Origin of the sequence: Streptomyces sp. NPDC018947, from assembly GCF_044390505.1 — a bacterium.
Classification (GTDB): domain Bacteria; phylum Actinomycetota; class Actinomycetes; order Streptomycetales; family Streptomycetaceae; genus Streptomyces.
The window spans coordinates 112213-137822 of sequence record NZ_JBIRZD010000013.1 but is presented as its reverse complement, the minus strand read 5'-3'; the positions used below and the strand labels follow the sequence as shown (position 1 = coordinate 137822).

Here is a 25610-nt window from a genome sequence, read left to right as displayed (position 1 = left end):
CACCTTGACGCAGACCATCGCCCCGCGCGTCCGGACCCTGGTGCTGCTGCTCCTGGCCGCGGCCTGCGCGCTGCTCGCCGCCGCCGGCCCGGCCTCCGCGCACGCCGCGCTGACCGGCAGCGACCCCCAGCAGGGGGCGGTGGTCGACAAGGCCCCGGCCCAGGTGTCGCTCACCTTCTCCGAAGCGGTCTCCGTGGACGACGACTCGCTGCGCGTCCTCGACCCCAAGGGCGCCCGCGTCGACGAGGGCGAACCCGTCGGCAGGGGCGGCACGGACTACACCGTGAAGCTGCACGCCGGGCTGCCCGACGGCACGTACACGGTGGCCTACCAGGTCGTCTCCGCCGACAGCCACCCCGTCGCCGGCGCCTACACCTTCTCCATCGGCGCCCCGTCCGAGACCTCCGTCTCCCTCTCCGGTCAGGAGGCGGGCGGCGGCATCGTCGGCTGGCTCTACGGGCTGGGGAGGTACGTGTCCTACGCCGGATTCGCCGTGCTGGCGGGCGGCGCCGCCTTCGTCCTCGCCTGCTGGCCGCGCGGCGCCGGGGTGCGGGTCCTCCAGCGGCTCGTCGTCGCCGGATGGCTCGTGCTGACCGCCGGCACCCTTCTGCTGCTCCTGCTGCGCGGCTCCTACACGGGCTCGGGGAAGGCCGGGGACGTCTTCGACCTGGGCCTGCTCGGTCAGGTCCTCCAGACCAAGACCGGCGCCTCGCTGGTCTCCCGGCTGCTGCTGCTCGCCGCGGCGGCCCTGTTCCTCGCCGTCCTCTTCGGCGCGTACGACAAGCGCGAGGACGCGGAGAAGCGGGACCTCACCTTCGGGCTCGCGGTCGGCGGGAGCGTCGTGGCGGCCGGACTGGCCGCGACCTGGGCGCTGTCCGAGCACGCCTCCGTCGGTCTGCAGGCGGGCCTCGCCATGCCCGTCGACGTCGTCCATCTGCTGGCCGTCGCCGGCTGGCTCGGCGGACTCACGGCCCTGCTCACCGCGCTCTACCGGGCGCCCGCGGACATGCCCGTGCCCGCCTCCGCCGTGAGCCGGTTCTCCGCGGTCGCCTTCGGCAGCGTGGTCGCGCTCGTGCTCACCGGCGTCTACCAGTCCTGGCGCCAGCTCGGCTCCTGGTCGGCGCTGACCGACACCCGCTACGGACAACTACTCCTCGTCAAGATCGCCCTGGTCGTGGTGATGGTCGGCGTCGCGTACCTCTCGCGTCGGTGGACGGCGCGACTGACCCTGACGGCGCCGGCCGCCGCCCCGGAACCGGAGAAGCGGGAACGGGAGAAGCAGCAGGTCGGCGCGGCACTCGGGGGTGCGGCGGAAGACGCCCGAGGGGCGGAGACGCCGGAGGGGGCGGGCGGCTCGGCGGACGCGTCCGGCACCCCCGGGGCGGTGAAGGGCACGGACGCGGGGGACGGCGTACCGGCGGGCGACGCTCCGGAGGACGGGGGCGCGACGGACGGTGGTTCGAAGGCCGGGGATGCGACGGACGGTGGTTCGAAGGCCGGGGGCGCGACGGGAGGCGAGGGCGCCAAGGGCTCCGCCGACTCCCGGCGTGCCGCGCAGCTCGCCCGGCAGCGGGCCGCCATGGACACCGCCCGGCGCAAGCGGCTGCGGGACGCCGATCCCCACCGCTTCGGGCTACGCCGTTCCGTCCTCGCCGAAGCGGGCGTCGCCGTCGTCCTGCTCGCCGTCACCACCGTGCTGACCCAGACCGAGCCGGGCCGCACCGAGCAGGAGGCCCAGGCCGCCGGCCGGTCCTCCTCCGCCACCGCGACGTCCGGAACCGTCACCCTGGACATGCCCTTCGACACCGGCAGCGCCAACGGCAAGGGTGTCGTACGCGTCGACATCGAGCCCGCCCGGGTCGGCGGCAACAGCATGCACCTCTACGTCGAGCGTCCGGACGGCCAAGCCTTCGACATCCCCGAGGTCAAGGTCGCCCTCACCCTCGAGGCCAAGGACATCGGGCCGCTGCCCGTCGCGCCCGAACACATCAGCACCGGACACTGGTCCGCGGACGGGGTGCAGATCCCGATGGCCGGCGACTGGAAGGTCGCCGTGACCGTGCGCACGTCCGACATCGACCAGGTGACCATCTCCAAGAACGCGCAGATCGGCTGAACCGCACCATGCCTGACCAGTCCATCCCGGAGGCCCGCACCCCCGAGGCGCCCGAGGGCACCCGTCCGCACGGTCCCGGCGACGCGCCGTCGCGCCAGGGCATCTCCCGACGGCGGCTGCTCGGCACCGCCGGCGCCACCGGGCTCGCCCTCGGTGCGGCGGGCGGTGCCGTGGGATATGCCACCGCACCCACCGCCACGGCCACTCCGCTCACCTCGCTGGGCAGCGGGCAGGCGATGTTTCACGGGAAACATCAGCCCGGCATCACCACCCCGATGCAGGCTCGCGGCCACCTCGTGGCCTTCGACCTGATGCCCGGCGCCGGGCGCAAGGAGGCCGCCGCGCTGCTGCGCCGCTGGTCCGACACCGCCCGCCGGCTGATGGCGGGCGAGCCGGCCGCGTCCGGTGACACGGACGTCGCCCGGGACGCGGGCCCCTCGTCCCTGACCGTCACCTTCGGGTTCGGCCACGGCTTCTTCGGCCGGACAGGGCTTGAGAAGCAGCGCCCGGCCGCCCTCGACCCCCTGCCCGACTTCTCCTCCGACCGCCTCGACAAAGCCCGCAGCAACGGTGACCTGTGGGTGCAGATCGGCGCCGACGACGCGCTGGTCGCCTTCCACGCCCTGCGCGCGATCCAGCGGGACGCCGGCTCGGCCGCCCGCGTCCGCTGGCAGATGAACGGCTTCAACCGCTCGCCGGGCGCCACCACCCACCCCATGACCACCCGCAACCTCATGGGCCAGGTCGACGGCACCCGCAACCCCAAGCCGGCCGACCCCGGCTTCGACCAGCACGTCTTCGTGCCCGAGTCCGGCGAGCCCGCCTGGATGGCGAACGGCTCCTACGTCGTCGTGCGCCGGATCCGCATGCTCCTCGACGACTGGGAGAAGCTCTCCGCCAGGGCCCAGGAGGACGTCATCGGTCGCCGCAAGTCCGACGGTGCGCCGCTGTCCGGTGGCACCGAGACGACCGAGATGGACCTGGAGAAGACGGACGGCTCCGGGAAGCTGGTCGTCCCGATCAACGCCCATGCCCGCATCACCCGCCCCGACCAGAACGGCGGCGCCACCCTGCTGCGCCGCCCGTTCTCGTACCACGACGGCTTCGACGCCGACGGCGTCCCTGACGCGGGCCTCCTCTTCATCTGCTGGCAGGCCGACCCCCTGCGCGGCTTCGTCCCGGTGCAGCGCAAGCTGGACCGCGGGGACGCGCTGACGCCGTTCGTCCGGCACGAGGCCAGCGGCCTGTTCGCCGTGCCGGGCGGTGCCGCGCAGGGAGAGTACGTGGGGCAGCGGCTGCTCGAGGGATGACCCGGCACCGCGCGCTTCGCCCCATGGTGTGGAGGTCCGCGGAAGCGTGCGCCGGGTCACGGCACGGCGCATTAGGGTGAGCTCATGCCCGCCAGTTATGCGTATCTCGGTCCTGAAGGCACGTTCACCGAAGTCGCCCTGCGCACGCTTCCGGAAGCGGCCACCCGCGAACTGGTCCCCTACGTGTCCGTGCAGTCCGCGCTCGACGCCGTGCGCGGGGGCGAGGCCGAGGCCGCGTTCGTGCCGATCGAGAACTCCGTCGAGGGCGGCATCACCACGACCCTCGACGAGCTGGTCGCCGGCCAGCCTTTGATGATCTACCGCGAGGTGCTGCTGTCCATCACCTTCGCGCTGCTGGTCCGCCCCGGCACCAAGCTGTCCGACATCAAGACGGTCACCGCCCACCCCGCCGCCCAGCCCCAGGTGCGCAACTGGCTGAAGGCACACCTGCCCGACGTGACCTGGGAGTCGGCCGCCTCAAACGCGGACGGCGCCCGTCTCGTGCAGGAGGGCCGGTACGACGCCGCCTTCGCGGGCGAGTTCGCCGCGGAGCGGTACGGGCTGGTGGCGCTGGAGTCCGGGATCCACGACGCCGAGAACGCCCAGACGCGGTTCGTGCTCGTGGGCCGTCCCGCCCGTCCCGCGGCCCCGACCGGTGCCGACAAGACGTCCGTCGTGCTCTGGCAGCGCGACGACCACCCCGGCGGGCTGCGTGACCTGCTCGGCGAGTTCGGCACCCGGGGCATCAACCTGATGCTGCTCCAGTCCCGGCCCACCGGCGCCGGCATCGGCAACTACTGCTTCTGCATCGACGCCGAGGGCCACATCTCCGACCGGCGGGTCGCCGAGGCGCTGATGGGCCTGAAGCGGATCTGCCTCCAGGTGCGGTACCTGGGGTCCTACCCTCGCGCGGACATCGCTCCCTCGGAGGTGGACCCCCTGCGGCGGGGCACGTCCGACGAGGAGTTCACAGCGGCTGCCGACTGGGTGGCGCGATGCCAGGACGGCCGGTTCTGACGAGCCCGACCCGCTGGTCGGGAGTGCTTTCCGGCCCGCGGGTCCTTCGTATCTGCCGCTTTTAGTTATCCACAGAAGTTATCCACAGGTCTGCTTCTCGACCTGGGGACAAGTCGACAACGAAGCCCCGTTGATCGACAAATCACCCCACGGACACCCACTCCGCCCACAGGTGCCCAGGTCACCCTTCGTTCACCTGTTTCTTGCCCTCTCTCCTCCGGAGTGGCCCGTTTTCACTCGAAAGTGGGCGCACAGAGGGTTTGGGACGCAAATCCTTCGCCCTTCATGCTGCCGCCCGCCGGATTAGGAATGATCACTTCCGGAGTCCACAGAACTTGCACACAGCCTGTGGATAACTTTTCCCTCCTGTGGACTCCTGTGGACAGCGAGACCCCAAGTGCCGCTCCGAGCAAGGGAATCGAGTCAACCCGACGCACACGTCCGCGTCGTTCCGGGGAACGGAACGCCTTTTATTGACAGGCCTGAGCAGAAAGCACATTCCCCCCATAGCGGTGCGGGCGCGACGGCGACCGGGAATACGGAGTCGAGAGCCGACACCGCGCACCGGTAGCCTTGACCGCGTGATTGACCTTCGCCTGCTCCGTGAGGACCCCGACCGTGTGCGCGCGTCGCAGCGCGCCCGTGGAGAGGACGTCGCGCTCGTCGACTCCCTCCTGTCCGCCGACGAACGGCGCAGGTCGTCCGGCGTCCGCTTCGACGAGCTGCGCGCCGAGCAGAAGGGCCTCGGCAAGCTCATCGGCAAGGCCACCGGGGACGAGAAGGCCGAACTGCTGAAGCGCGCGAGCCAGCTCGCCGCCGACGTCAAGGCGGCCGACGCCGAGCGCGACGCCGCCGACGCCGAGACCCAGGAACTGCTCCAGCGGCTCGGCAACCTCGTCCACCCCGACGTCCCCGTCGGTGGCGAGGAGGACTTCGTCACGCTGGAGACGCACGGCACGCACCGCGACTTCGCCGCCGAGGGCTTCGAGCCCCGGGACCACCTGGAGCTGGGTCAGCTCCTCGGCGCCATCGACGTCGAGCGCGGCGCCAAGGTCTCCGGTTCGCGCTTCTACTTCCTGACCGGCGTCGGCGCGCTCCTTGAGCTCGCCCTCGTCAATGCAGCGATCGCCCAGGCCACCGCGGCCGGCTTCACCCCGATGCTGACCCCGGCGCTGGTGCGGCCCCAGTCCATGGCCGGCACCGGCTTCCTCGGCCAGGCCGCGCAGGACGTCTACCACCTCGACAAGGACGACCTGTACCTGGTCGGTACGTCCGAGGTGCCGCTCGCCGCGTACCACATGGACGAGATCATCGACGCCGACCGGCTGCCGCTGCGCTACGCCGGCTTCTCGCCCTGCTTCCGCCGCGAGGCGGGCTCGCACGGCAAGGACACGCGGGGCATCTTCCGTGTGCACCAGTTCGACAAGGTCGAGATGTTCTCCTACGTCCTCCCCGAGGACTCGCAGGCCGAGCACCAGCGCCTGCTGGAGTGGGAGAAGCAGTGGCTGACGTCGCTGGAGCTGCCGTTCCGCGTCATCGACGTCGCCTCGGCCGACCTCGGCGCCTCGGCCTCGCGCAAGTACGACTGCGAGGCGTGGATCCCGACCCAGGGCAAGTACCGCGAGCTGACCTCGACGTCGGACTGCACCGAGTTCCAGTCCCGACGGCTGTCGATCCGCGTCCGCGAGGACAAGAAGGTGCGCCCGCTCGCGACGCTCAACGGCACCCTGTGCGCCGTACCGCGCACCATCGTGGCGATCCTGGAGAACCACCAGCAGGCCGACGGCTCGGTGCGCGTGCCCGAGGTCCTGCGCCCGTACCTGGGCGGCCGGGAGGTCCTGGAGCCGGTGGCCAAGTGAGCGACACCGGCACCGCCGCGGCCGACGCCGGCTCCACCGGGGGTTTCCCGTACCGCCTGATCGCCACCGACCTCGACGGGACGCTGCTGCGTTCCGACGACTCGGTCTCGCAGCGCACCCGTGACGCGCTCGCCGCGGCCACCGCGGCGGGTGCCGCGCACATCGTCGTCACCGGCCGTGCCGTGCCCTGGACCCGGCACATCCTGGACGACCTGGGCTACGAGGGGCTGGCCGTCTGCGGTCAGGGCGCGCAGGTCTACCACGCCGGTGAGCACCGTCTGCTGACCTCGGTCACGCTGGACCGGCAGCTCGCCGGGGTGGCGCTGGCCAAGATCGAGGCGGAGACCGGTCCGCTGTACCTGGCGGCGAGCCGGGACGGCCTGGACGGTGACGTCCTGGTCGGGCCGGGCTACGAGGTCGGGGGCCATCTTCCGGCGTTGCCGTTCACCGACGCCTCGGACCTGTGGTCCGCGCCGCTGAACAAGATCTACATCCAGCATCCGACCCTCTCGGACGACGAGCTGGCCGAGGTGGCCCGGCAGGCAGCCGGGGGCTTCGTCACGGTCACCATGGCCGGTGCGGGCGTCGTCGAGCTCCTCCCGCTCGGCCTGTCGAAGGCCACGGGACTGTCGCTGGCGGCCCGCCGCCTCGGTCTGAAGGCCGCGGACACGATCGCCTTCGGGGACATGCCCAACGACGTCCCGATGTTCGGCTGGGCCGCCCGGGGCGTGGCGATGGCCAACGCCCACGACGAGCTGAAGGCCGTGGCCGACGAGGTGACGTCCTCGAACGACGAGGACGGGATCGCCGTGGTGCTGGAGCGGTTGTCGGGCTGACGGCCGACGGGGCTACGGGGCTACGGGGCTACGGGGCTACGGGGCGGTGGTACCGCCGTTGCCGGGCCGGGAGCAGATGCCCGCCGGCTGTCGTGGCCGGGGCCTGGGCTGACGGACATGGCCGGGGGCCTGCCCGCGCCGGGAACCGCTGACGTGGCCGGACGCCGGTTCGGCTGACCCGTTCCGTCGCGCCGCGCAGACGCGACCGCACGGCCCGGGCGGCGCCGGTGTCCCCTCGGGCAGGCCCACGCGAGGCTTCCCGCGTGCTCGAAGCGGCCGCCCGTGCGCCGGCGCCGGCCGGCCTCGTGCACCCCTCACACTGCCGTCACGGCAAGCTGGGCGCCACCGATTAAAAGCGGACGTACGGCGCGTTTCCCAGAAGCCCTCGGCCCGGTGCGACCGGGCCGAGGCCGAGGCTTCGCCGGGCGTGGATCCCGGTCACTCCTCTCCGGCGAGCGTCAGCGACCGGAGCTTCTGGCCGGCGTACCAGGTCGCCAGCACCGTGACGGCCGCCAGCAGCACCGTCGCGGTCGCCAGCCCCACGTCGGAGGTCACCAGGTTGCCGTCGGCGATCTTCTGCGCCACCGCCAGGGACCACTGCTGGACGCTCAGGGTGCGGGCACCCGGCACCAGGGATCCGAACAGGGCCTCCCAGACGAGGGCGTAGACGAGACCGAAGACCACCGCATGCCGGGACACCGTGCCCAGCAGCAGGAAGAGCGCGGCATAGGCGATGGAGGCGACCAGCGCGGCGACCGTGTAGGCGACGGCGACCTGCTGGCCGTTGCCGTTGAGGATCAGGCCGGCGATCAGGGTGGGCACGGCGGAGAAGACCATGGTCACGGCGACGGCGACGATCAGCTTGGTGAAGATGATCGTCGGCCGCTTGACCGGCTTCGACAGCAGGTACACGACCGAGCCGTCGTCGATCTCGGGGCCGATGGCACCGGTGCCGGCGATGACACCGATGATCGGCACCATCGTGGCGAGGGCGAACCCGCCCAGTACGTTCGCCGCGGTCTGGTCGTCGGCCCCGGCGAGGGCACGCACCGCCACGGCGATGACGAGCAGCAGCAGGGGCAGCGCGCCGAGGATGAGGGCCCGGCGGCGGCCGAGCAGGGCCCGGTAGGTGAGCCGGGCGACTGTGGGGTCGTACATTCTTCGGCCTCCTACGCCGCGACGAGATACGAGAAGACGGACTCGAGGGACTCGTCGGACGGCGAGACCGTGAGCAGCCGGATGCCGTGGTCGCGGGCGACCCTCGGCAGCAGGGCCGTGAACCGGCCGAAGTCGACGGCCTGGATGCGCAGGGCGCCTTCGGCGAGGTCGACCTCGATGCCGGAGGTCGACGGGTCGGCGATCAGCGCCGCCGCGAGTGCCCGGTCGTCGCTGGAGCGCACCAGGTAGCGGTGCGGCCGGTCGGTCATCAGGCGGCGGATCTTGCGGAAGTCGCCGCTGGCCGCATGGCGTCCGGCGACGATGACCTCGATGTGCCAGGCGAGCTGTTCGACCTCTTCGAGGATGTGGGAGGAGAACAGCACCGTGCGCCCCTCGTCGCCCATGCGGCGCAGCAGGTCCATCAACTGCATGCGCTGGCGCGGGTCCATGCCGTTGAACGGCTCGTCGAGCAGGAGCAGCGAGGGCTGGTGGACGAGGGCGGAGGCCATCTTCACCCTCTGCCGCATGCCCTTGGAGTACGTGGCGATCTTCCGGTCCTGCGCGTACTCCATCTCGACGGTGGCGAGCGCTTCCTGGGCGGCCTTGGCGCCCAGGCCGTGCAGCTCGGCGTTGGCGAGGACGAACTCGCGGCCGGTGAGGAAGTCGTACATCGCCTCCCGCTCGGGGACGACGCCGATGTGCTTGTAGATGGCCTCGTTGCGCCACACCTGCTGTCCGTCGAGGGTGACGGTGCCGGTGGAGGGGGCGAGGAAACCGCCCATCATGTTGATCAGGGTGGACTTGCCGGCGCCGTTGGGTCCGAGGAGGCCGGTGACGCCGGGGCCGATGGTCATGGTGATGTCGTTGACGGCGACCACGTTGCCGAACCAGCGGGAGACGTGGTCGATGTTCAGCGTGGTCACAGTCCCACCTTCTTGTAGCGGCGCATCAGGAGCCCGTAGGCACCGGCGATCAGGCCCAGGGTGACGAGGACGTACACCGCGCCCTCCGCGGTGCTCGGGCCGACCCCGCCGGGGAAGGAGGACGTGGCGCCCAGGAAGGCGGACTGCACCCCGTCGATGAGGGTGATCGGCGAGAAGAGGCCGATCCAGGCGATGGATCCGGTGCTGTCCTGGACGTCCGCGATCGCCTGGAGCGTGGAGACCGCGCCGTAGGTGATGGTCAGGACGGCGATGACGGCCGCGATGCCGAACCCGCGGCGCGGGGTGACCGAGGCGATGACCAGGCCGAGGCCGCCGAAGAGCAGCGAGAGCAGTGCCACGGAGACGAGTCCCTGTGCGAACCCCTTGGTCTGGTCCGCGAAGTCGAGTTTGGCGAGGAGGGCGCCCACGTAGAGCACCAGCAGGGGCGCGGCGGTGAGGATGAACAGCGCCGAGGCCAGGGCCGCGTACTTCGCCCGGACGTAGTCGGCGGTCTCGATGGGCCGCGAGAAGTACAGCGGCACGGTCTTGAAGCGCAGGTCGCGCGAGACGGACTGGGGTGCCTGCGCGGCGACGAAGAGGCTGATGACGGCCTGGAGGACGATCGCGTAGCGCGTGTAGTCCAGGGGCAGTTCGTCCGCCTTGGTGGCGACCGCGACGGCGACCATGATGCCCGCGGGCAGGCACATCACCACGAAGAGCAGCATCGGCAGCACCTTGGACTTGGCCGAGCGGCCGAGGCCGTAGGAGCCGCGCAGGGACTGCGAGTACAGGGAGCGGCGGGCGTAGGCGCGGCCGAGGCGGGGGCCGTCGTAGCTGCGGTAGCCGATGTTGTGGATGCGGGTCTGGTCGCCCGGCATCGCGGTCGGCGCCAGGGGCTGTTCAGTCGCCATGGCGGACCGCCTCCTTCCGTGCTGCGTCGTCGTCCTTGAAGACCTCCGAGATGTGGTGCCTGCGCTGTTCCATGCGCACCAGGCCGAGGCCGAGGTCCGCGATGACGTCCCGCACCAGGTCGTACGTCTCGTCGCCCGACGCGCTGAGCAGCAGGACGTGGCCGGCTCCGGGCAGGCCGCTGCCGTCCTCGGCGGTCACTCCGCGTGCCTGGAGCGCTTCGCGGACCGCGCGGGTGCCGTCGGGGTGCTCGTCGGTGTCGGTGACCTCGATCGCGAGGGTCGTCGTGGTCTGGGTGAAGTCGGTGGTGGAGCTGGAGCGCAGCAGCTTGCCGCCGTCGACGACGACCACGTGGTCGCAGGTGCGCTCCAGCTCGCCGAGGAGATGGGAGGTGACGAGGACCGAGATGCCGAAGTCGGTGTGGACGCGGCGGATGAGGCCGAGCATCTCGTCGCGGCCGACCGGGTCGAGGCCGTTGGTCGGCTCGTCCAGGAAGACCAGTTGCGGGTCGTGGACGAGCGCCTGGGCGAGCTTCACGCGCTGCTTCATGCCGGTCGAGTAGCCGCCGATGGGGCGGTAGCGCTCCTCGTACAGGCCGACGTGGCGCAGGGTGTCGGCGGTGCGCTCGCGGGCGGCGGTGGGCGGCAGGCCGGACATGCGTGCCATGTGGACGACGAACTCGGTGGCCGAGACGTCGGGCGGCAGGCAGTCGTGTTCCGGCATGTAGCCGACCCGCTCGCGGATGGCGGCGCCCTTCGTGGCGACGTCGAGACCGAGCACCTCGGCGCGGCCCTCGGTGGCGGGGGACAGACCCAGCAGGATCTTGATCAGGGTGGACTTGCCGGCGCCGTTGGCGCCGACGAGTCCGGTCACACCGGGTCCGATGTCCACGGAGAGGCGGTCGAGCGCGGTCACCCGGGGGAACCGCTTGCTCAGGCTTTCGGTCGCGATCACAGTCACATCCACGACAGTAGTGACGCCCGCCACTCGGGTCGTCAGACCGGAGAGCCGTCTTCGGGTCCGTCTCGAGTATTACGGGCCCGTAGGGGATGCCGTACCTGAGAGCCAGGGAGAGGCTTCCCGGTCGCGCGGAGCATCCTATTGACGACGGGTCTAACAGCTGGGAGATTCGGCGACGTCGCGCGACCGGCGAGCAGCACGGCCGGCGCGTACCCGCGAAGGCGGGTGCAACGGGGCGCCATCACGGGGTTCCTCCGCGCTCGCTCGGGCGGGAGGTGCAGGGCTGGGCGGGCGGAGGAGGGCATGACGGTGCTGGACGGTGCGCGGGAACGCCGGGTGCGGACGGGCGGAGTCGAGCTGTGCGTCGCGGAGCTGGGAGACGCCGGGAATCCGACGGTCGTCCTGGTGCACGGCTATCCCGACAGCAAGGAGGTCTGGTCGGAGGTGGCGGCCCGCCTCGCCGGCCGGTTCCACGTGGTGCTCTACGACGTCCGCGGGCACGGCCGGTCGAGTGCGCCGAGCCCACTGCGCGGCGGGTTCACGCTGGAGAAACTGACGGACGACTTCCTGGCCGTGGCGGACGCGGTCAGTCCCGGCCGGCCCGTCCACCTGGTCGGCCACGACTGGGGGTCGGTGCAGTCCTGGGAGTTCGTCACGGTCAAGCGCACCGAGGGCCGGATCGCGTCCTTCACCTCGATGTCGGGCCCGTCCCTCGACCACTTCGGCCACTGGATCGGCCGCCGCGTCGGGCGCCCCACCCCGCGCCGGGTGGGCCAGCTCCTCGGCCAGGGCGCCAAGTCCTGGTACGTCTACCTGCTGCACACCCCGGTGCTGCCCGAACTGGCCTGGCGCGGCCCCCTCGGCAAGCGCTGGCCGGGTATCCTGCGCCGCGTCGAGAAGGTGCCCGGAGGCGACTACCCGACCCCGTCCCTGCCGACGGACGCCGCCCACGGAGCCTGGCTGTACCGGGACAACGTCCGGTCCCGGCTGCGCCATCCGCGCGCCGACGCCTACGCGCACGCGCCCGTCCAGCTCATCACGCCGCTCGGGGACGCGTTCCTGTCGGAGCACCTCTACGACGAGCTGGAGCAGTGGGCGCCGCGGCTGACGCGTCGCACACTGCCGGCCAAGCACTGGGTGCCGCGCACCAGGCCCGACCGGCTGGCGGACTGGATCACGGAGTTCGTCGGGGCCGTCGAGAGCGGGCGGACCGAGGTGGCGGCGAGCGGGAGGCACGCCGACCGTTTCGGCGGGCAGCTCGTCCTGGTCACCGGGGCGGGCAGCGGCATCGGCCGTGCGACGACGCTCGCGTTCGCCGAGGCGGGTGCCCGCGTGGTGGCCGTCGACCGGGACGCCGGGTCCGCCGCCCGCACCGCCGAGCTGGCCCGGCTGGCCGGCGCACCCGAAGCCTGGGCCGAGACCGTGGACGTCTCCGACGAGCAGGCCATGGAGAAGCTGGCGGACAGGGTCGCCTCGGGGTACGGCGTGGTGGACGTCCTCGTGAACAATGCGGGGATCGGCCTGTCGGGCTCCTTCTTCGACACCACACCGGACGACTGGAAGAAGGTCCTCGACGTCAATCTGTGGGGTGTGGTCCACGGCTGCCGCCTCTTCGGCCGGCAGATGACCGAACGCGGCCAGGGCGGCCACATCGTCAACATCGCCTCGGCCGCGGCCTTCCAGCCCTCCAAGGTGCTACCCGCCTACAGCACCTCCAAAGCGGCCGTACTCATGCTCAGCGAGTGCCTGCGGGCCGAACTGGCCGGGGAGGGAATCGGCGTCACGGCGATCTGCCCGGGCCTCGTCAACACCAACATCACCTCGACGGCACGCTTCGCCGGGGCCGACGCGGCCGAGGAGAAGCGGCGGCAGCAGCGCTCGGCCCGGCTGTACGGGCTGCGCAACTACCCGCCGGAGAAGGTCGCAGGCGCGGTCCTGGAGGCCGTGGTGCACGACCGGGCCGTAGTCCCCGTCACACCCGAGGCACGCGGCGCACACCTCATGTCGCGGTTCCTGCCGGGAGCGTTGCGCAGGCTCGCCCGGGTGTCGCCGCCGCTGTAGTTTCCACAGGAACGGCACAGGCGCCTGTGGACAACCCCCTGCCCCTGTGGATCAAACCTCGGCGGCAAAACCGATCGCGTGATGCGCGTCTCTCCCGGCACGCTGGTCGCATGGACGAAGAACCATGGGACGACAGGCGCACCGTGAAGGTGTCCAAGTACCTGTCGAAGCATCTGAGGCACCGGCCGGACCGGATCGGGCTCACGCTCGACGAGGCCGGCTGGGTGGAGATCGACACGCTGATCGCGGCCGCCGCCGCGCACGGCTTCCGCTTCACCCGGCAGGAGCTGGACCACGTGGTCGCCACCAACGACAAGCGGCGCTTCGCCGTCGAGGGCACCCGCATCCGCGCCAGCCAGGGCCACACCGTCGACGTCGACCTCGGGCTGCCCGAGGCGGTGCCGCCTCCGTACCTCTACCACGGCACCGTGGCCCGCGTGCTCGACGCGATCCGCGCCGAGGGCCTGCGGCCGATGAACCGGCACGACGTGCACCTCTCCCCGGACCGCGAGACCGCGACGCGGGTCGGCGCCCGCCGCGGCCGTCCCGTCGTGCTCTCGGTGGACGCCGGTGCCATGCACGGCGACGGCCATGTCTTCCGCGTCAGCGCGAACGGTGTCTGGCTGACCGAGGCCGTGCCTCCTCGCTACCTCCGTTTCCCCGGTCCTCACTGACCCGGCGTGATCGTCGGCATGAAGCACCGGCCCCCGAGCCGTGCCGCTGCCACCTCCCTCGCGTCGGCTCGCGCCGGTGAGGTCCAGATCACGGAGGGGCGCCGCAGGCGTTTCCCGTGAAACCCACCTGGACGTTTCACGTGAAACCCGGTCGCCCGCATAGGCTCGGCGGCATGAGTCTGCGTCTGAGCACCGTGATCCTCCCGTACCGTCGCTGGCACGACGGCGGACGTTCGGCCTGGACCCGTGCCGAGCAGCTCGGCTTCCACGCCGCGTACACCTACGACCACCTGTCCTGGCGGAGCTTCCGGGACGGCCCGTGGTTCGGCGCCGTGCCGACGCTCACCGCCGCCGCGGCCGTCACCGAGCGGCTGCGCCTGGGCACGCTGGTGACCTCGCCGAACTTCCGCCACCCGGTGACGCTCGCCAAGGAGCTGATCTCCCTCGACGACATCTCCGGTGGCCGGATCACGCTGGGCATAGGAGCGGGCGGCACCGGCTTCGACGCCACCGCGCTGGGGCAGGAGCCGTGGACGCCGCGCGAGCGGGCCGACCGGTTCGCCGAGTTCCTCCAGCTCCTCGACCGGCTGCTCACCGAGGAGGCCGTGTCGTACAAGGGCGACTTCTACTCGGCCCACGAGGCGCGCAACATCCCCGGTTGCGTCCAGCGGCCCCGGCTGCCGTTCGCGGTGGCGGCCACCGGCCCGCGCGGCCTGCGACTGGCCGCGCAGTACGGCCAGGCATGGGTGACCACCGGCGATCCCAAGCTGTACGAGAACGGCACCCCGGAGCAGTCCGTCCGTGCGCTGCGCGGACAGGCCGAGAAGCTGGCCGACGCCTGCGCCGCGATCGGCCGTGACGTGGGCGAGCTCCACAAGGTGCTGCTCACCGGTTTCACGCCGGACCGCGCACGCCCGCTGGAGTCCGTGGACGCGTTCGTGGACTTCGCCGGACGCCACCAGGAACTGGGCTTCACCGAGATCGTCGTGCACTGGCCGATCCCCGGGTCGGACTTCGCCACGGACGACAAGGTCTTCGAGAAGATCGCCATGGAGGCGCCCTCGCAGCTCCGGTGACAGGATGCCGAATGTGCGGACGGGACGGTCCGATGGCAGGAGAGGTGACACCCGATGAGAGCCGTGCCTCACAGATGTGCGGACTCCGCCACAAGCGTGCGGGCATATGCGTGACAATGGCCGGGTGACCTCAGCGACCCGACAGCCCGAGACTCCGGCCGCCGCCGTGCGCCCGCGACTGATCGCCACCGACCTGGACGGCACGCTTCTGCGCGACGACAAGTCGGTCTCCCCGCGCACGATCGCCGCACTGGCCGCCGCGGAGAAGGCGGGCGTCGAGGTCTTCTTCGTCACCGGGCGCCCGGCCCGCTGGATGGACGTCGTCAGCGAGCACGTCCACGGACACGGCCTCGCCATCTGCGGCAACGGGGCCGCCGTGGTCGACCTGCACGGCGGCCCCGGTGCCCATCGCTTCGTGAAGGTCCGGGAGCTGGCCCGCGAGAACGCGCTGGACGCCGTCCGGCTGCTGCGCGACGCGGCGCCCGGCACCCTCTACGCGGTCGAGCAGACCTACGGCTTCCGCCAGGAACCGGCGTACCCGCGGATGCACATGGAGGTCCCCGACGCCTTCGCGTCCGCCGAGGAGCTGCTGGCGCCGGACGCGCCCGCCGCCGACGAGCCGGTCCTCAAGGTCCTCGCCTTCCACCCCGACCTGGAGCCCGACGCCTTCCTCACCCTGGCCCGCCTCGCCATCGGCGACCGCGCCAACGTCACCCGCTCCAGCCCCAGTTCCCTGCTGGAGATCAGCGGCCCGGACGTCTCCAAGGCCAGCACGCTCGCCCTCTGCTGTGCCGAACGCGGCATCTCGCACGAGGAGGTCGTCGCCTTCGGTGACATGCCGAACGACGTCGAGATGCTCACCTGGGCGGGACAGTCGTACGCCATGGGCAACGCGCACCCGGACGTGATCGCCGCCGCTTCGGGGCGGACGGTCGCCAACAACGACGACGGGGTGGCGGTCGTGATCGAGCGCATCCTGGCGGAGATGCCGTAACGCCCCGCGGGGACAAGGGCGTCGGGCTCGGGCGGGCCGGAAGCGGAGGATGTCCCGTCCGGTCACACGGGCGCCCCTCGCTGTGCCAGCCACGGCACCGGGTCCAGGGCCGAACCCATCTCCGGAGTGACCCGCACCTCGAAATGCAGGTGCGGACCGGACGAGTTACCGGTGCTGCCCGACTGCCCGATCCACCGACCGGCCTCGACCCGCTCCCCCTGGTCGACGGCGACGGCCGCGAGATGGGCGTACTGGGTGTAGTAGCCGCCCGGGTGCTCGACGACGACCTGGATGCCGAAGGCACCCCCGCACGACACCTTCACCACCCGCCCCGCGCCGGCCGACCGTACCGGTGTCCCGACCGGCACCGCGAAGTCCTGCCCGGTGTGGCGGTTCGCCCACCGCGTCCCGCCGCTGCCGAACGACGCCGACAGCTCGTACGACTCCACGGGTACGACCCACTTCCGCTTGGAGCGCGGCTCCGGCTGGTCCAGGCGGACCGCACCCGGACAGGAGCCTGCCGCCACCGACGCGTCCGCCTCGCCCTCCAGCCGCGTCCGCGCCGCGAGCAGCTTCCCCTCGATCTTCTTCTTCAGATCCGCGAGTTCACCGTTCCGCTTCTCCAGCGCCTGCCAGGCGGCCGTGGCCCGCGCCTCGTCGGCGGCGAGCCGGGCCTCGGCCCGCCGGCTCTTCCCGAGGGCCCTGTCGACGGCCGCGTCGGCCCGCCGCAGGGCGTGCTGACCGCGCATCAGCTCGTCCGCGTCCTCGGCGAGGATCATCCGCGCGGTCAGCGGGAGACCACCGCCGCTGCGGTACTGGGCGCGGGCGATGGTGCCCAGTTCCTCGCGCGTGGCGGCGATCTCCCGCCGCTGCCGGTCGAGGAGTTCCTCGTAGCGCTGCGCCTTCGACCGCTGGGACTCGGCCTCGCGCCGGCCCCGCTCGTACTGCTCGGTCGCCCTGGCCGCCTCCTCGTAGAGCCGTGCCACCTGCGCGCCGGCGGTGCCGGAGCCGCCGCCGGAGTCCGTGGGGCGGGCCGCGAGCACGGCGAGCGCGCACAGCAGGACCGTGACGAGCAGTGGACGGCGACGGCGTGAGCGCATGTCAGCGATCGTGGCCCGGAAACGGGGCGCGGTCCTGTCCGGGTCGTACGGGCGGGGGACCGGTTGCTGCACACGGCCCACCGCGACTGCTGCACACGGGGCAACGACCCGGGTGACGCCGCCTCGCGGAACGGCGCGTGACGCCGCCTCAGTACGGTGCCTCCCACAGCACCGTCGTCCCCCCGCCGTCCGCGCCGATGCCCGGCCCGGTCCCGCTGACGCCGCCCAGGCTCTCGGCACGGCGTTCCAGATTGCGCAGACCACTGCGCCGGCCGCCCCCGGCGATGCCGACACCGTCGTCGGCTACGGTCAGCCGGACGCCCGGCCGTCCGTCGGACAGGGTCGCGCGGGCGTCGACGACCACCTCGATCCGGGTGGCCCGTGCGTGCCGGAAGGCGTTGGACAGCGCCTCGCGCAGGGCGGCGATGAGGTTCTTCCCGGTCAGGTCCCCGACGGCGGCGTCGACGGGTCCGACGAAACGGTACGAGGGCGTGAAGCCGAGTGGTACGGCGGCCATGGTGATCTCGCGCAGCACCCTGGTGCGCAGGCCCGCGGGAGCCTCGGCGGGCTGCCTCAGGGCGAAGATCGCCGAGCGGATCTCCTGGATGGTGACGTCGAGTTCGTCGACGGCCTTGCCGACCCCGTCGCGCACCTCTGGGACGGGGGACCGCCGCTGGGCGCTCTCCAGCATCATGCCCGTGGCGAACAGCCGCTGGATGACGAGATCGTGCAGGTCCCGGGCGATGCGGTCACGGTCCTCGAACACGGCGAGCCGCTCCCGGTCGCGCTGCGCCTCGGCCATCATCAGGGCCAGCGCGGCCTGCGCGGCGAACTGGCCGCCGAGCACCCGCTCCGTCCGCGTGAACGCGCGCTCGCCCCGTGCGCGGGGCATGACCAGACCGCCGAGGACCCGCCCGTCGCTGCACAGCGGCAGCAGCATGACCGGTCCGTAGGCGCGCACCGGTCCGGCCTCCAGACGCGGGTCGGTCGCCGCGTCGTCGACGAACACGGCGTGCCCGGCGAGAAGTTCGGCGACGACGCCGTTGTCGGGCGGGACGACCGCGCCCAGCGCGTCCGCGGGCCGCTCCGCCGCGACGGCGGCGATCTCCAGACCGCCCCCGTCGGCGGGCAGCAGCACGATCCCCGCGGCCGCTCCGGAGAGCCGGCGGGCCTGTTCGGCGACGACCTGGAGGGCGTCGTCGGTGTCGCCGCCGGACAGCAGCGCGGTGGTGACGGCGACCGAGCCGTCGATCCAGCGCTCCCGTTGCTGCGCGGACTCGTACAGCCGCGCGTTGCCGATGGCGATGCCGGCCTCCGTGGCCAGGACGCGGACCATGGCGAGGTCGTAGTCGTTGAACGGCTCGCCGTCGCGCTTGTCGCTCACGTAGAGGTTTCCGAAGATGTCGCCCTGCACCCGGATGGGCACGCCGAGGAAGCTGCGCATCGGCGGGTGGTGCTCGGGGAATCCGCAGGAGCGCGGGTCGTCGGCGAGGTCCGTGAGCAGGAGCGGCTCCGGGTCGCGGATGAGCGCGCCCAGCAGGCCCTTGCGCCCGTCGGGAAGGTGGCCGATCCGCCGCACGGTGGCCTCGTCCATCCCGTGGTGGACGAATTCGGCGAGGCCGTCGCCGTCCTCGGCGACGACGCCGATGGCCGCGTACCGGGCGTCCGCGAGATCGGCCGCCGTCTCGCAGATCCGGTTCAGCGTGGAGTGCAGTTCCAGTCCGCTGCCGACCGACCGCATCGCCTCCAGCAGCTTCGGCATCCGCGCCAGAAGCCCGGCCGGGACCCCGTCGTGGGACGGAGGGGGGCAGGAGGGCGGGACTTCGGACATGAACCGAGCCTAATGAGCGCGTTTTATTGAGGAAAGTCGGAATGCTGATCCACCGGTCGCACCGCCGTACGGGGCGGGGCGTGCGTCCGCCCCGCGCCCACGGTCACCGCGCTGCCGCCAGCAGCTCCGACACCGCCTCCCGCTCGGCCATCGTCCGCAGGGGCCCCGGCACAGCCCGCAGCTCGGCGTAAGGACCGTGCTGCACGACCCGGCCCCCGTCGAGCACGACCACCTCGTCCACCGCCTCCAGGCCGGCCAGCCGGTGCGTGATCAACAGGGTCGTACGGCCCTCGGTGGCGGCCAGCAGATCGGCGGTGAGGGCGTCGGCCGTCGGCAGGTCCAGGTGCTCGGCCGGCTCGTCCAGTACGAGGACGGGGAAGTCGGCGAGCAGCGCCCGGGCCAGGGCCAGCCGCTGCCGCTGGCCACCGGACAGCCGGGCCCCGTGCTCCCCGACCAACGTGTCCAGGCCGTCGGGCAGACCGTCCGCCCAGTCGAGCAGACGGGCCCGCGCCAGCGCGTCGCGCAGATCGGACTCGGTCGCGTCCCTGCGGGCCAGGAGCAGGTTCTCCCGCACCGAGCTGTCGAAGAGGTGCGCGTCCTGCGCGCACAGCCCGACCAGCCGCCGTACGTCGTCACCGGCCAGGGCACCGGCGTCCACACCGGCCAGCGTGTACGAACCCGCGCCCGCGTCCAGGAACCGCAGCAGCACCTGCGCCAGCGTCGTCTTGCCGGACCCCGACGCCCCGACCACGGCGATGCGGCGGCCTTCCGCCAGGGTCAGGTCGAGGCCCGCGAGGGCGTCCCGGTCCTGCCCGGGGTGACGTGCGGCCAGCCCCTTGAGGACGACCGGGAACGGGGACGCGGGTGCCTGCCGCGGCTGCTCGGGCTCCCGTACGGGCTCGGGCGCGTCGAGCACCTCGTGGACCCGCTCGGCGCTCCTGCGCACGCGCTGGCGGTACTGCACGGCCAGCGGCAGTCCGAGGACCGCCTCGAAGGCGGCCAGCGGGGTGAGCACCACGACGGCCACGGCCACACCGGAGAGCCGGCCGTCGGCGACCGCCTGGACCCCGGTGAACGCGGCGCCCGCCACGGTCAGACCGGAGATCAGCGCGACGAGGCCGTCACCCAGGGCGGTGGCCGTGGCCGCACGCGAGGCGATCCGGGTGAGCGTGCCGTCGGCCCGGCGCGCCGCGGCGGCCCGCCGCGGCAGGGCACCGGCGACGGTCAGCTCGGCGGTGCCGGTGAGGAGGTCGGTGACACGGGTGGCCAGGACACCGCGGGCGGGGGCCAGCCTGCGCTCCGCCCGCCGCGCCACGGCACCGGTGACCATCGGGACGCCGGCTCCGGCCGCGAGCAGTCCGGCGGCGAGCACGGCACCGGCCTCCGGCAGCAGCCAGGTTGTGAAGCCGACCGACGCGGCGCAGACCACCACCGCGGTACCGGCGGGCAGCAGCCAGCGCAGCCAGTAGTCCTGAAGCGCGTCGACGTCCGAGACGAGCCGGGAGAGCAGGTCGCCCCGCCTGCGATGGCGCAGACCGGCGGGCGCCAGGCGCTCCAGCCGCCGGTACACGGCGACCCGGGTTTCGGCCAGCATCCGCAGCACGGCGTCGTGCGAGACGAGCCGCTCGGCGTAGCGGAAGACGGCCCGTCCGATGCCGAATGCGCGCGTCGCCGTCACGGCCACCATCAGGTACAGCACCGGGGGCTGCTCGGACGCCCGGGAGATCAGCCACCCGGAGGTGGCCATGAGCCCGACGGCGCTGCCGAGGGCGAGACTGCCGAGGAACAGCGCGAGTCCGAGCCGCCCGCGCCGGGCGCCGGACATGGCACGGACCCTGGCGAGGACGCCGGCCGGGGATCCGGACGCCGTTTCCCCGGAGGCCGCGTCGGCGGGGGGAGCCGGCGCGGTGGCCCCGGGCGCCTGCTCCGCCGGGCGGTCAGCCATGGGCGCCGGGGTCCCGTCCGCCACGGGTGCGGGGGCCGGCTCCTCCAGCCGCACCACGCGGTCGGCGATCTCCAGCAGGGCCGGCCGGTGCACCACCAGCAGCACCGTCCGTCCGGCCGCCAGTCGGCGCACCGCGGCGACGACCTCGGCCTCCGTCGCACCGTCCAGGGCGGCCGTCGGCTCGTCGAGGAGCAGCACCGGCCGGTCCGCGAGGAACGCCCGGGCCAGCGCGAGCCGCTGCCGCTGGCCGGCGGACAGCCCGGCGCCGTCCTCGCCGAGCACGGTGCCCGTGCCGTCGGGCAGCGCGTCCACGAACTCCAGCGCCCCGGCGTCGCGCAGCGCTCGCCGCACGGCGTCGTCGTCCGCCTCGGGCCGGGCCAGCCGGACGTTCTCGGCGACGGTGCCCGCGAACAGGTGCGGGCGCTGCGGCACCCAGGCGACGCGGGAGTGCCACTGGGCCGGATCGATGTCCGCGAGGTCGGCCCCGCCGATGCTGATGCGTCCCTCGCTCGGGCTCACGAAGCCGAGGAGGGCGTGGAGGAGCGTCGACTTGCCCGCGCCGCTCGGTCCGACGAGCGCGACCGTCTCCCCTGGCGCGACGTCCAGACTCACGGCCGACACGGCGTCCGCGGAACGCCCTGGATAGCGCACGCTCACGCCGCCGAACGTCAGGGTGCCGTCGGCCGGCACCGGCCCGTTCCCCTGGGCGGGACGGGGCGTCTCCAGCACCGAGAAGATCTCCTCGGCGGCGGCGAGCCCCTCGGCGGCCGCGTGGTACTGCGTGCCCACCTGCCGCAGCGGCAGATAGGCCTCGGGCGCGAGCACGAGCACGACCAGTCCGTCGTACAGGGTCATGTCGCCGTGGACGAGCCGCATGCCGATGGTCACGGCGACGAGCGCCACCGAGAGCGTGGCGAGGAGTTCCAGGGCGAAGGAGGACAGGAAGGCGATCCGCAGGGTGCGCATGGTCGCCTGCCGGTACTCACCGGTGATGCGCTTGATCGACTCGGCCTGCGCCTTGGCCCGGCCGAAGACCTTCAGGGTCGGCAGCCCGGCGACCACGTCCAGGAAGTGCCCGGACAGCCGGGACAGCAGCCGCCACTGACGGTCCATGCGGGACTGCGTGGCCCAGCCGATCAGCATCATGAAGACCGGGATGAGCGGCAGGGTGGCGACGATGATGGCCGCCGACACCCAGTCCTCGGTGACGATCCGCGCCAGCACCGCGACCGGCACGACCACCGCGAGCCCCAACTGCGGCAGATAGCGCGAGAAGTAGTCGTCGAGGGCGTCGACGCCGCGGGTGGCCAGGGCGACCAGCGATCCGGTGCGCTGCCCGCCGAGCCAGCCCGGTCCGAGCGCGGTCGCCCTGTCCAGCAGCCGCCCCCGCAGCTCCGACTTCACCGCCGCGCTCGCCCGGTGCGCGGCCAGCTCGGTGAGCCAGCTCACCAGTGCACGTCCGCAGGCGACGGCCACCAGCAGCAGCAGAGGGGTGCGCAGTTCGGCCGCCGCCAGACCGTGCCGGAAGGCGCCTACCACCAGCTCGGCGATGAGCATCGCCTGGGCGACGACCAACCCGGCCCCGACGGCGCCCAGGACGACGACCGCCGCCAGGAAGTGCCGGGTGGCGCGGGCGTACCGCAGCAGACGCGGATCGATCGGTTTCACGTGAAACACACCCTGCCGGGAGTCAGTGCGCGGATTCGGCGATGTGCTGCGTGCCGATCCGCTTGCGGAACACCCAGTACGTCCATCCCTGGTAGAGCAGGACCAGCGGCGTGGCGACCGCGGCAAGCCAGGTCATGATCTTCAGGGTGTACGGGCTGGACGAGGCGTTGGTGACGGTGAGGCTCCAGTCCGCGTCCAGCGTGGACGGCATGACGTTCGGGAACAGCGTCAGGAAGAGCATCGCCACGGCGGCCACGATGGTGACCCCGGAGAACGTGAACGCCCATCCCTCTCGTCCCGCCTGGTTGGCCACCAGGGCGGCGACCAGGGCGGCGACCGCCGCCACCAGGGCGACCAGGCTGGTGCCGTCCCCTCTGTCGGCCTGCGTCCACAGCAGGAAGACCAGGGCGAGCGCCGCGGTGACGACTCCGACGCGCCGGGCCAGCCTCCGCGACCGTTCGCGGATCTCGCCCACCGTCTTGAGCGCGGTGAACACCGCTCCGTGGAAGGTGAACAGCGTCAGCGTGACCAGGCCGCCGAGGAGGGCGTACGGGTTGAGCAGGTCCCAGACGCTGCCGACGTACTCCAGATCCTGGTCGATCTTGACGCCGCGGACGATGTTGCCGAAGGCGACGCCCCACAGGAACGCCGGGATCAGCGAGGTCCAGAAGATCGCCGTCTCCCAGTTCCGCTGCCAGGACTCCTCCGGCCGCTTCGCCCGGTACTCGAAGGCGACGCCGCGGATGATCAGGCAGATCAGGATGACCAGCAAGGGAAGGTAGAAGCCGGAGAAGAGCGTGGCGTACCACTCGGGGAAGGCGGCGAAGGTCGCTCCGCCGGCCGTCAGCAGCCACACCTCGTTGCCGTCCCACACCGGGCCGATGGTGTTGATCAGCACCCGCTTCTCGGCCCGGTCCCGGGCGAGCAGCTTGGTGAGGACGCCGACCCCGAAGTCGAAGCCCTCCAGGAAGAAGTAGCCGATCCACAGGACGGCGATCAGGACGAACCAGACGTCGTGCAGTTCCATGACTGTGCAGCTCCCTCGGCCTAGTAGGAGAAGGCCATCGGCTTGTCGGCGTCACGGGAGTCGCCGCCGATCTTCGTGGGCGGGTTGAGGTCGGCCTCGGTGAGCTCGGGCGGGCCCGCCTTGACGTACTTGGCGAGCAGCTTGACCTCGATGACGGCCAGGACGGCGTACAGCGCGGTGAAGACGGACATCGAGATGATGACCTCGGCCTGGGACACGCCGGGGGAGACGGCGTCGCGGGTCTGCATCACGCCGTAGACGACCCAGGGCTGCCGGCCCATCTCGGTGAAGATCCAGCCCCAGGAGTTGGCGATCAGCGGGAAGCCCATCGTCCACAGGGCGAGCAGCCAGTACAGCCGGCTGAGCCTCGACCCGAGGGGCTTCTTCAGCAGCACCAGGTGCGGCACCTCGTCCTCCCCGGTCCGCAGGGCCGACGGCAGCAGGAACCTCTTGCGCGTCAGCCACAGGCCCAGCAGGCCGAGGGAGAAGGACGCCATGCCGAAGCCGATCATCCAGCGGAAGCCCCAGTAGGCGACGGGGACGATGGGCTTGTAGTCACCGGGGCCGAACTGCTCCTGGAGGGCCTTGTTGGTGTCGTTGATGCCGGGCACGTACGAGTCGAAGTCGCTGTGCGCGAGGAAGGACAGCAGTCCGGGAATCTCCAGGGCGACCTCGTTGTGCCCCTTGTCGACGTCCCCGTAGGCGAAGACGGAGAAGGGCGCCGGTTCCTCGCCGTCCCACAGCGCCTCGGCGGCGGCCATCTTCATCGGCTGCTGCTCGTACATGACCTTGCCGAGGGTGTCGCCGCTGACCGCGGTGAGCAGGCCGCCGACCGCGAGGGTGACGAGGCCGAGCCGCAGCGAGGTCCGCATGACGGGGATGTGCTTCTTGCGCATCAGGTGGAAGGCGGCGATGCCGACCATGAAGGCGCCGCCCGTCAGGAAGGCCGCGGAGAAGCTGTGGAAGACCTGGTTGAGGGTGGTGTTCTGGGTCAGGACCTGCCAGAAGTCGGTGAGCTCGGCGCGGCCCTTCTCCTCGTTGATGCGGTAGCCGACCGGGTGCTGCATCCAGGAGTTCGCGGCGAGGATGAAGTACGCCGACAGCAGGGTGCCGATCGAGACCATCCAGATGCAGGCCAGGTGGATCTTCTTGGGCAGCTTGTCCCAGCCGAAGATCCACAGGCCGATGAAGGTCGACTCGAAGAAGAACGCGATCAGTGCCTCGAAGGCGAGGGGCGCCCCGAAGATGTCACCGACGAAACGGGAGTAGTCGGACCAGTTCATACCGAACTGGAACTCCTGCACGATGCCGGTGACGACACCCATGGCGATGTTGATCAGGAACAGCTTGCCCCAGAACTTGGTCGCCCTGAGGTACTTCTCCTTCTCGGTGCGCACCCAGGCGGTCTGCAGTCCGGCCGTCAGGGCGGCCAGTGAGATCGTCAGCGGCACGAAGAGGAAGTGGTAGACGGTCGTGATGCCGAACTGCCATCGCGCCAGTGTCTCGGGCGCCAAAGCCATGTCCACGTCGTCGGCCTCCTTGCATCGCCGCGGTTCCGGCTGTTCGTGCGTGTGCGCGTCACCTGTCTGCGGACCGAACAGAGCTTGTGAACGCGTTCACATTCACAAGCAATTATGACTTACCGCTTTTCGACACCGGAAGGGGGGTCCCTGTGACGTCAATCCCTTGGCAAGAACTTCAACATCTTGTTGAATCCGCGCCATGGACATCGCGAACACACAGGAGCAGCAGCACACACGGATACGCATCTCATGGCCCGCGGGTCACCTCACCGCGACCCTTGAGGACAGCCCCACCACACAGGCACTGCTCAAGGTGCTGCCGCTCACCGCCTCCGCCAGCACATGGGGCGAGGAGGTGTACTTCGACACAGGTGTGTCGGTTTCACGTGAAACGGACGCCCGGCAGGTCGTCGAGCCGGGCACCGTCGCCTTCTGGCCCGACGGCGACGCCCTGGCCCTCCCGTACGGGCCCACACCGATCTCGCGAGGCGACGAGTGCCGCCTCGCGAGCCCGTGCAACGTTCTCGGCCGCCTCGACGGAGACCCCCGCCTGCTGGCGACGGTGCGCGACGGCGACCCGGTACGCGTGGACAAGGTGGACGCCGGCCGACCCGCCTGACGCC

19 protein-coding genes are annotated in these 25610 nt (G+C 71.9%); 10 read left to right on the top strand and 9 right to left on the bottom strand.

The features are described 5' to 3' along the window. The first annotated feature begins 4 nt into the window (after positions 1–4). The 5 genes from ACH499_RS24245 to ACH499_RS24225 all read left to right on the top strand — a co-directional run bounded on the left by ACH499_RS24245 (position 5) and on the right by ACH499_RS24225 (position 7138). Positions 5–2116, top strand: coding sequence for a copper resistance protein CopC (locus tag ACH499_RS24245; protein WP_399018286.1), 2112 nt, complete (start codon positions 5–7; stop codon positions 2114–2116). A gap of 8 nt (positions 2117–2124) precedes the next feature. Then, entirely contained in the window at positions 2125–3426 is a 1302-nt protein-coding gene (gene efeB / locus ACH499_RS24240) for an iron uptake transporter deferrochelatase/peroxidase subunit (protein ID WP_399018284.1), read from the top strand. A gap of 84 nt (positions 3427–3510) precedes the next feature. Next, entirely contained in the window at positions 3511–4443 is a 933-nt protein-coding gene (gene pheA / locus ACH499_RS24235) for a prephenate dehydratase (RefSeq protein ID WP_356199039.1), read from the top strand. 581 nt (positions 4444–5024) lie between these two features. Beyond that, a complete protein-coding gene (gene serS / locus ACH499_RS24230) occupies positions 5025–6302 on the top strand; it encodes a serine--tRNA ligase (RefSeq protein WP_356199038.1) in 1278 nt (425 codons plus the stop codon). Next, positions 6299–7138: an HAD family hydrolase gene (locus ACH499_RS24225; protein WP_392832760.1), complete on the top strand. Its 840-nt coding sequence runs from the start codon at positions 6299–6301 to the stop codon at positions 7136–7138. Before serS ends, ACH499_RS24225 begins: the two co-directional genes overlap by 4 nt. Positions 7139–7576: 438 nt before the next feature. On the opposite strand, the gene ACH499_RS24220 is transcribed toward ACH499_RS24225, so the two are convergent. From ACH499_RS24220 to ACH499_RS24205, 4 genes are read right to left on the bottom strand one after another with little or no spacing between them, the layout of a single operon-like run. Next, positions 7577–8296, bottom strand: coding sequence for an ABC transporter permease (locus tag ACH499_RS24220; RefSeq protein WP_356199035.1), 720 nt, complete (start codon positions 8294–8296; stop codon positions 7577–7579). Positions 8297–8307: 11 nt separating this feature from the next. Beyond that, positions 8308–9219, bottom strand: a complete 912-nt coding sequence (locus ACH499_RS24215) for an ABC transporter ATP-binding protein (protein WP_356199033.1) — start codon at positions 9217–9219, stop codon at positions 8308–8310. Next, positions 9216–10130 carry an ABC transporter permease gene (locus ACH499_RS24210; protein WP_399018281.1) on the bottom strand — a complete coding sequence of 305 codons (915 nt, stop codon included), beginning with the start codon at positions 10128–10130 and terminating at the stop codon, positions 9216–9218. The genes ACH499_RS24215 and ACH499_RS24210 overlap by 4 nt, the downstream gene beginning before the upstream one ends. Next, positions 10120–11082, bottom strand: coding sequence for an ABC transporter ATP-binding protein (locus tag ACH499_RS24205; protein ID WP_399018399.1), 963 nt, complete (start codon positions 11080–11082; stop codon positions 10120–10122). Before ACH499_RS24205 ends, ACH499_RS24210 begins: the two co-directional genes overlap by 11 nt. 309 nt (positions 11083–11391) lie before the next feature. On the opposite strand from ACH499_RS24205, the gene ACH499_RS24200 reads away from it, so the two are divergent. From ACH499_RS24200 to ACH499_RS24185, 4 genes are all read left to right on the top strand, one after another. Next, the gene (locus tag ACH499_RS24200; protein WP_399018279.1) at positions 11392–13149 is read left to right on the top strand and encodes an SDR family oxidoreductase; all 1758 of its coding nucleotides are present in this window, start codon (positions 11392–11394) and stop codon (positions 13147–13149) included. A gap of 110 nt (positions 13150–13259) precedes the next feature. Next, on the top strand, positions 13260–13823 hold the full coding sequence (locus ACH499_RS24195; protein ID WP_399018277.1) for an RNA 2'-phosphotransferase: 564 nt from the start codon (positions 13260–13262) through the stop codon (positions 13821–13823). A gap of 173 nt (positions 13824–13996) precedes the next feature. Continuing rightward, positions 13997–14899, top strand: a complete 903-nt coding sequence (locus ACH499_RS24190) for an LLM class flavin-dependent oxidoreductase (RefSeq protein WP_356199027.1) — start codon at positions 13997–13999, stop codon at positions 14897–14899. A gap of 106 nt (positions 14900–15005) precedes the next feature. Then, positions 15006–15893: a Cof-type HAD-IIB family hydrolase gene (locus ACH499_RS24185; RefSeq protein ID WP_399018275.1), complete on the top strand. Its 888-nt coding sequence runs from the start codon at positions 15006–15008 to the stop codon at positions 15891–15893. A gap of 62 nt (positions 15894–15955) precedes the next feature. Here the strand turns inward: ACH499_RS24185 and ACH499_RS24180 are convergent, their stop codons facing one another. The 5 genes from ACH499_RS24180 to ACH499_RS24160 all read right to left on the bottom strand — a co-directional run bounded on the left by ACH499_RS24180 (position 15956) and on the right by ACH499_RS24160 (position 24990). After that, on the bottom strand, positions 15956–16993 hold the full coding sequence (locus ACH499_RS24180; RefSeq protein ID WP_399018273.1) for a peptidoglycan DD-metalloendopeptidase family protein: 1038 nt from the start codon (positions 16991–16993) through the stop codon (positions 15956–15958). Positions 16994–17141: 148 nt separating this feature from the next. Next, positions 17142–18824 (bottom strand): GAF domain-containing sensor histidine kinase, encoded by a 1683-nt coding sequence (locus ACH499_RS24175; RefSeq protein ID WP_399018271.1) that lies wholly within the window; start codon positions 18822–18824, stop codon positions 17142–17144. 103 nt (positions 18825–18927) lie between these two features. Then, a complete protein-coding gene (cydD, locus tag ACH499_RS24170) occupies positions 18928–22437 on the bottom strand; it encodes a thiol reductant ABC exporter subunit CydD (protein ID WP_399018269.1) in 3510 nt (1169 codons plus the stop codon). A 22-nt stretch (positions 22438–22459) separates the two neighbouring features. After that, positions 22460–23464: a cytochrome d ubiquinol oxidase subunit II gene (gene cydB, locus ACH499_RS24165; protein WP_399018267.1), complete on the bottom strand. Its 1005-nt coding sequence runs from the start codon at positions 23462–23464 to the stop codon at positions 22460–22462. Between the two features lie 20 nt (positions 23465–23484). Continuing rightward, positions 23485–24990, bottom strand: a complete 1506-nt coding sequence (locus ACH499_RS24160) for a cytochrome ubiquinol oxidase subunit I (RefSeq protein ID WP_356199018.1) — start codon at positions 24988–24990, stop codon at positions 23485–23487. Positions 24991–25186: 196 nt separating this feature from the next. On the opposite strand from ACH499_RS24160, the gene ACH499_RS24155 reads away from it, so the two are divergent. Next, positions 25187–25606 (top strand): cyclophilin-like fold protein, encoded by a 420-nt coding sequence (locus ACH499_RS24155; protein ID WP_356199016.1) that lies wholly within the window; start codon positions 25187–25189, stop codon positions 25604–25606. The last annotated feature ends 4 nt before the right edge of the window (positions 25607–25610 follow it).

Coding starts and splice junctions, on each gene's coding strand:
- ACH499_RS24155 (WP_356199016.1), top strand. CDS start 25,187: ATGGACATCGCGAACACACAGGAGCAGCAGCACACACGGATACGCATC.
- ACH499_RS24185 (WP_399018275.1), top strand. CDS start 15,006: ATGCGTGACAATGGCCGGGTGACCTCAGCGACCCGACAGCCCGAGACT.
- ACH499_RS24190 (WP_356199027.1), top strand. CDS start 13,997: ATGAGTCTGCGTCTGAGCACCGTGATCCTCCCGTACCGTCGCTGGCAC.
- efeB (WP_399018284.1), top strand. CDS start 2,125: ATGCCTGACCAGTCCATCCCGGAGGCCCGCACCCCCGAGGCGCCCGAG.
- ACH499_RS24220 (WP_356199035.1), bottom strand. CDS start 8,296: ATGTACGACCCCACAGTCGCCCGGCTCACCTACCGGGCCCTGCTCGGC.
- ACH499_RS24175 (WP_399018271.1), bottom strand. CDS start 18,824: ATGTCCGAAGTCCCGCCCTCCTGCCCCCCTCCGTCCCACGACGGGGTC.
- cydB (WP_399018267.1), bottom strand. CDS start 23,464: ATGGAACTGCACGACGTCTGGTTCGTCCTGATCGCCGTCCTGTGGATC.
- ACH499_RS24180 (WP_399018273.1), bottom strand. CDS start 16,993: ATGCGCTCACGCCGTCGCCGTCCACTGCTCGTCACGGTCCTGCTGTGC.
- pheA (WP_356199039.1), top strand. CDS start 3,511: ATGCCCGCCAGTTATGCGTATCTCGGTCCTGAAGGCACGTTCACCGAA.
- ACH499_RS24210 (WP_399018281.1), bottom strand. CDS start 10,130: ATGGCGACTGAACAGCCCCTGGCGCCGACCGCGATGCCGGGCGACCAG.
- ACH499_RS24195 (WP_399018277.1), top strand. CDS start 13,260: ATGGACGAAGAACCATGGGACGACAGGCGCACCGTGAAGGTGTCCAAG.
- ACH499_RS24200 (WP_399018279.1), top strand. CDS start 11,392: ATGACGGTGCTGGACGGTGCGCGGGAACGCCGGGTGCGGACGGGCGGA.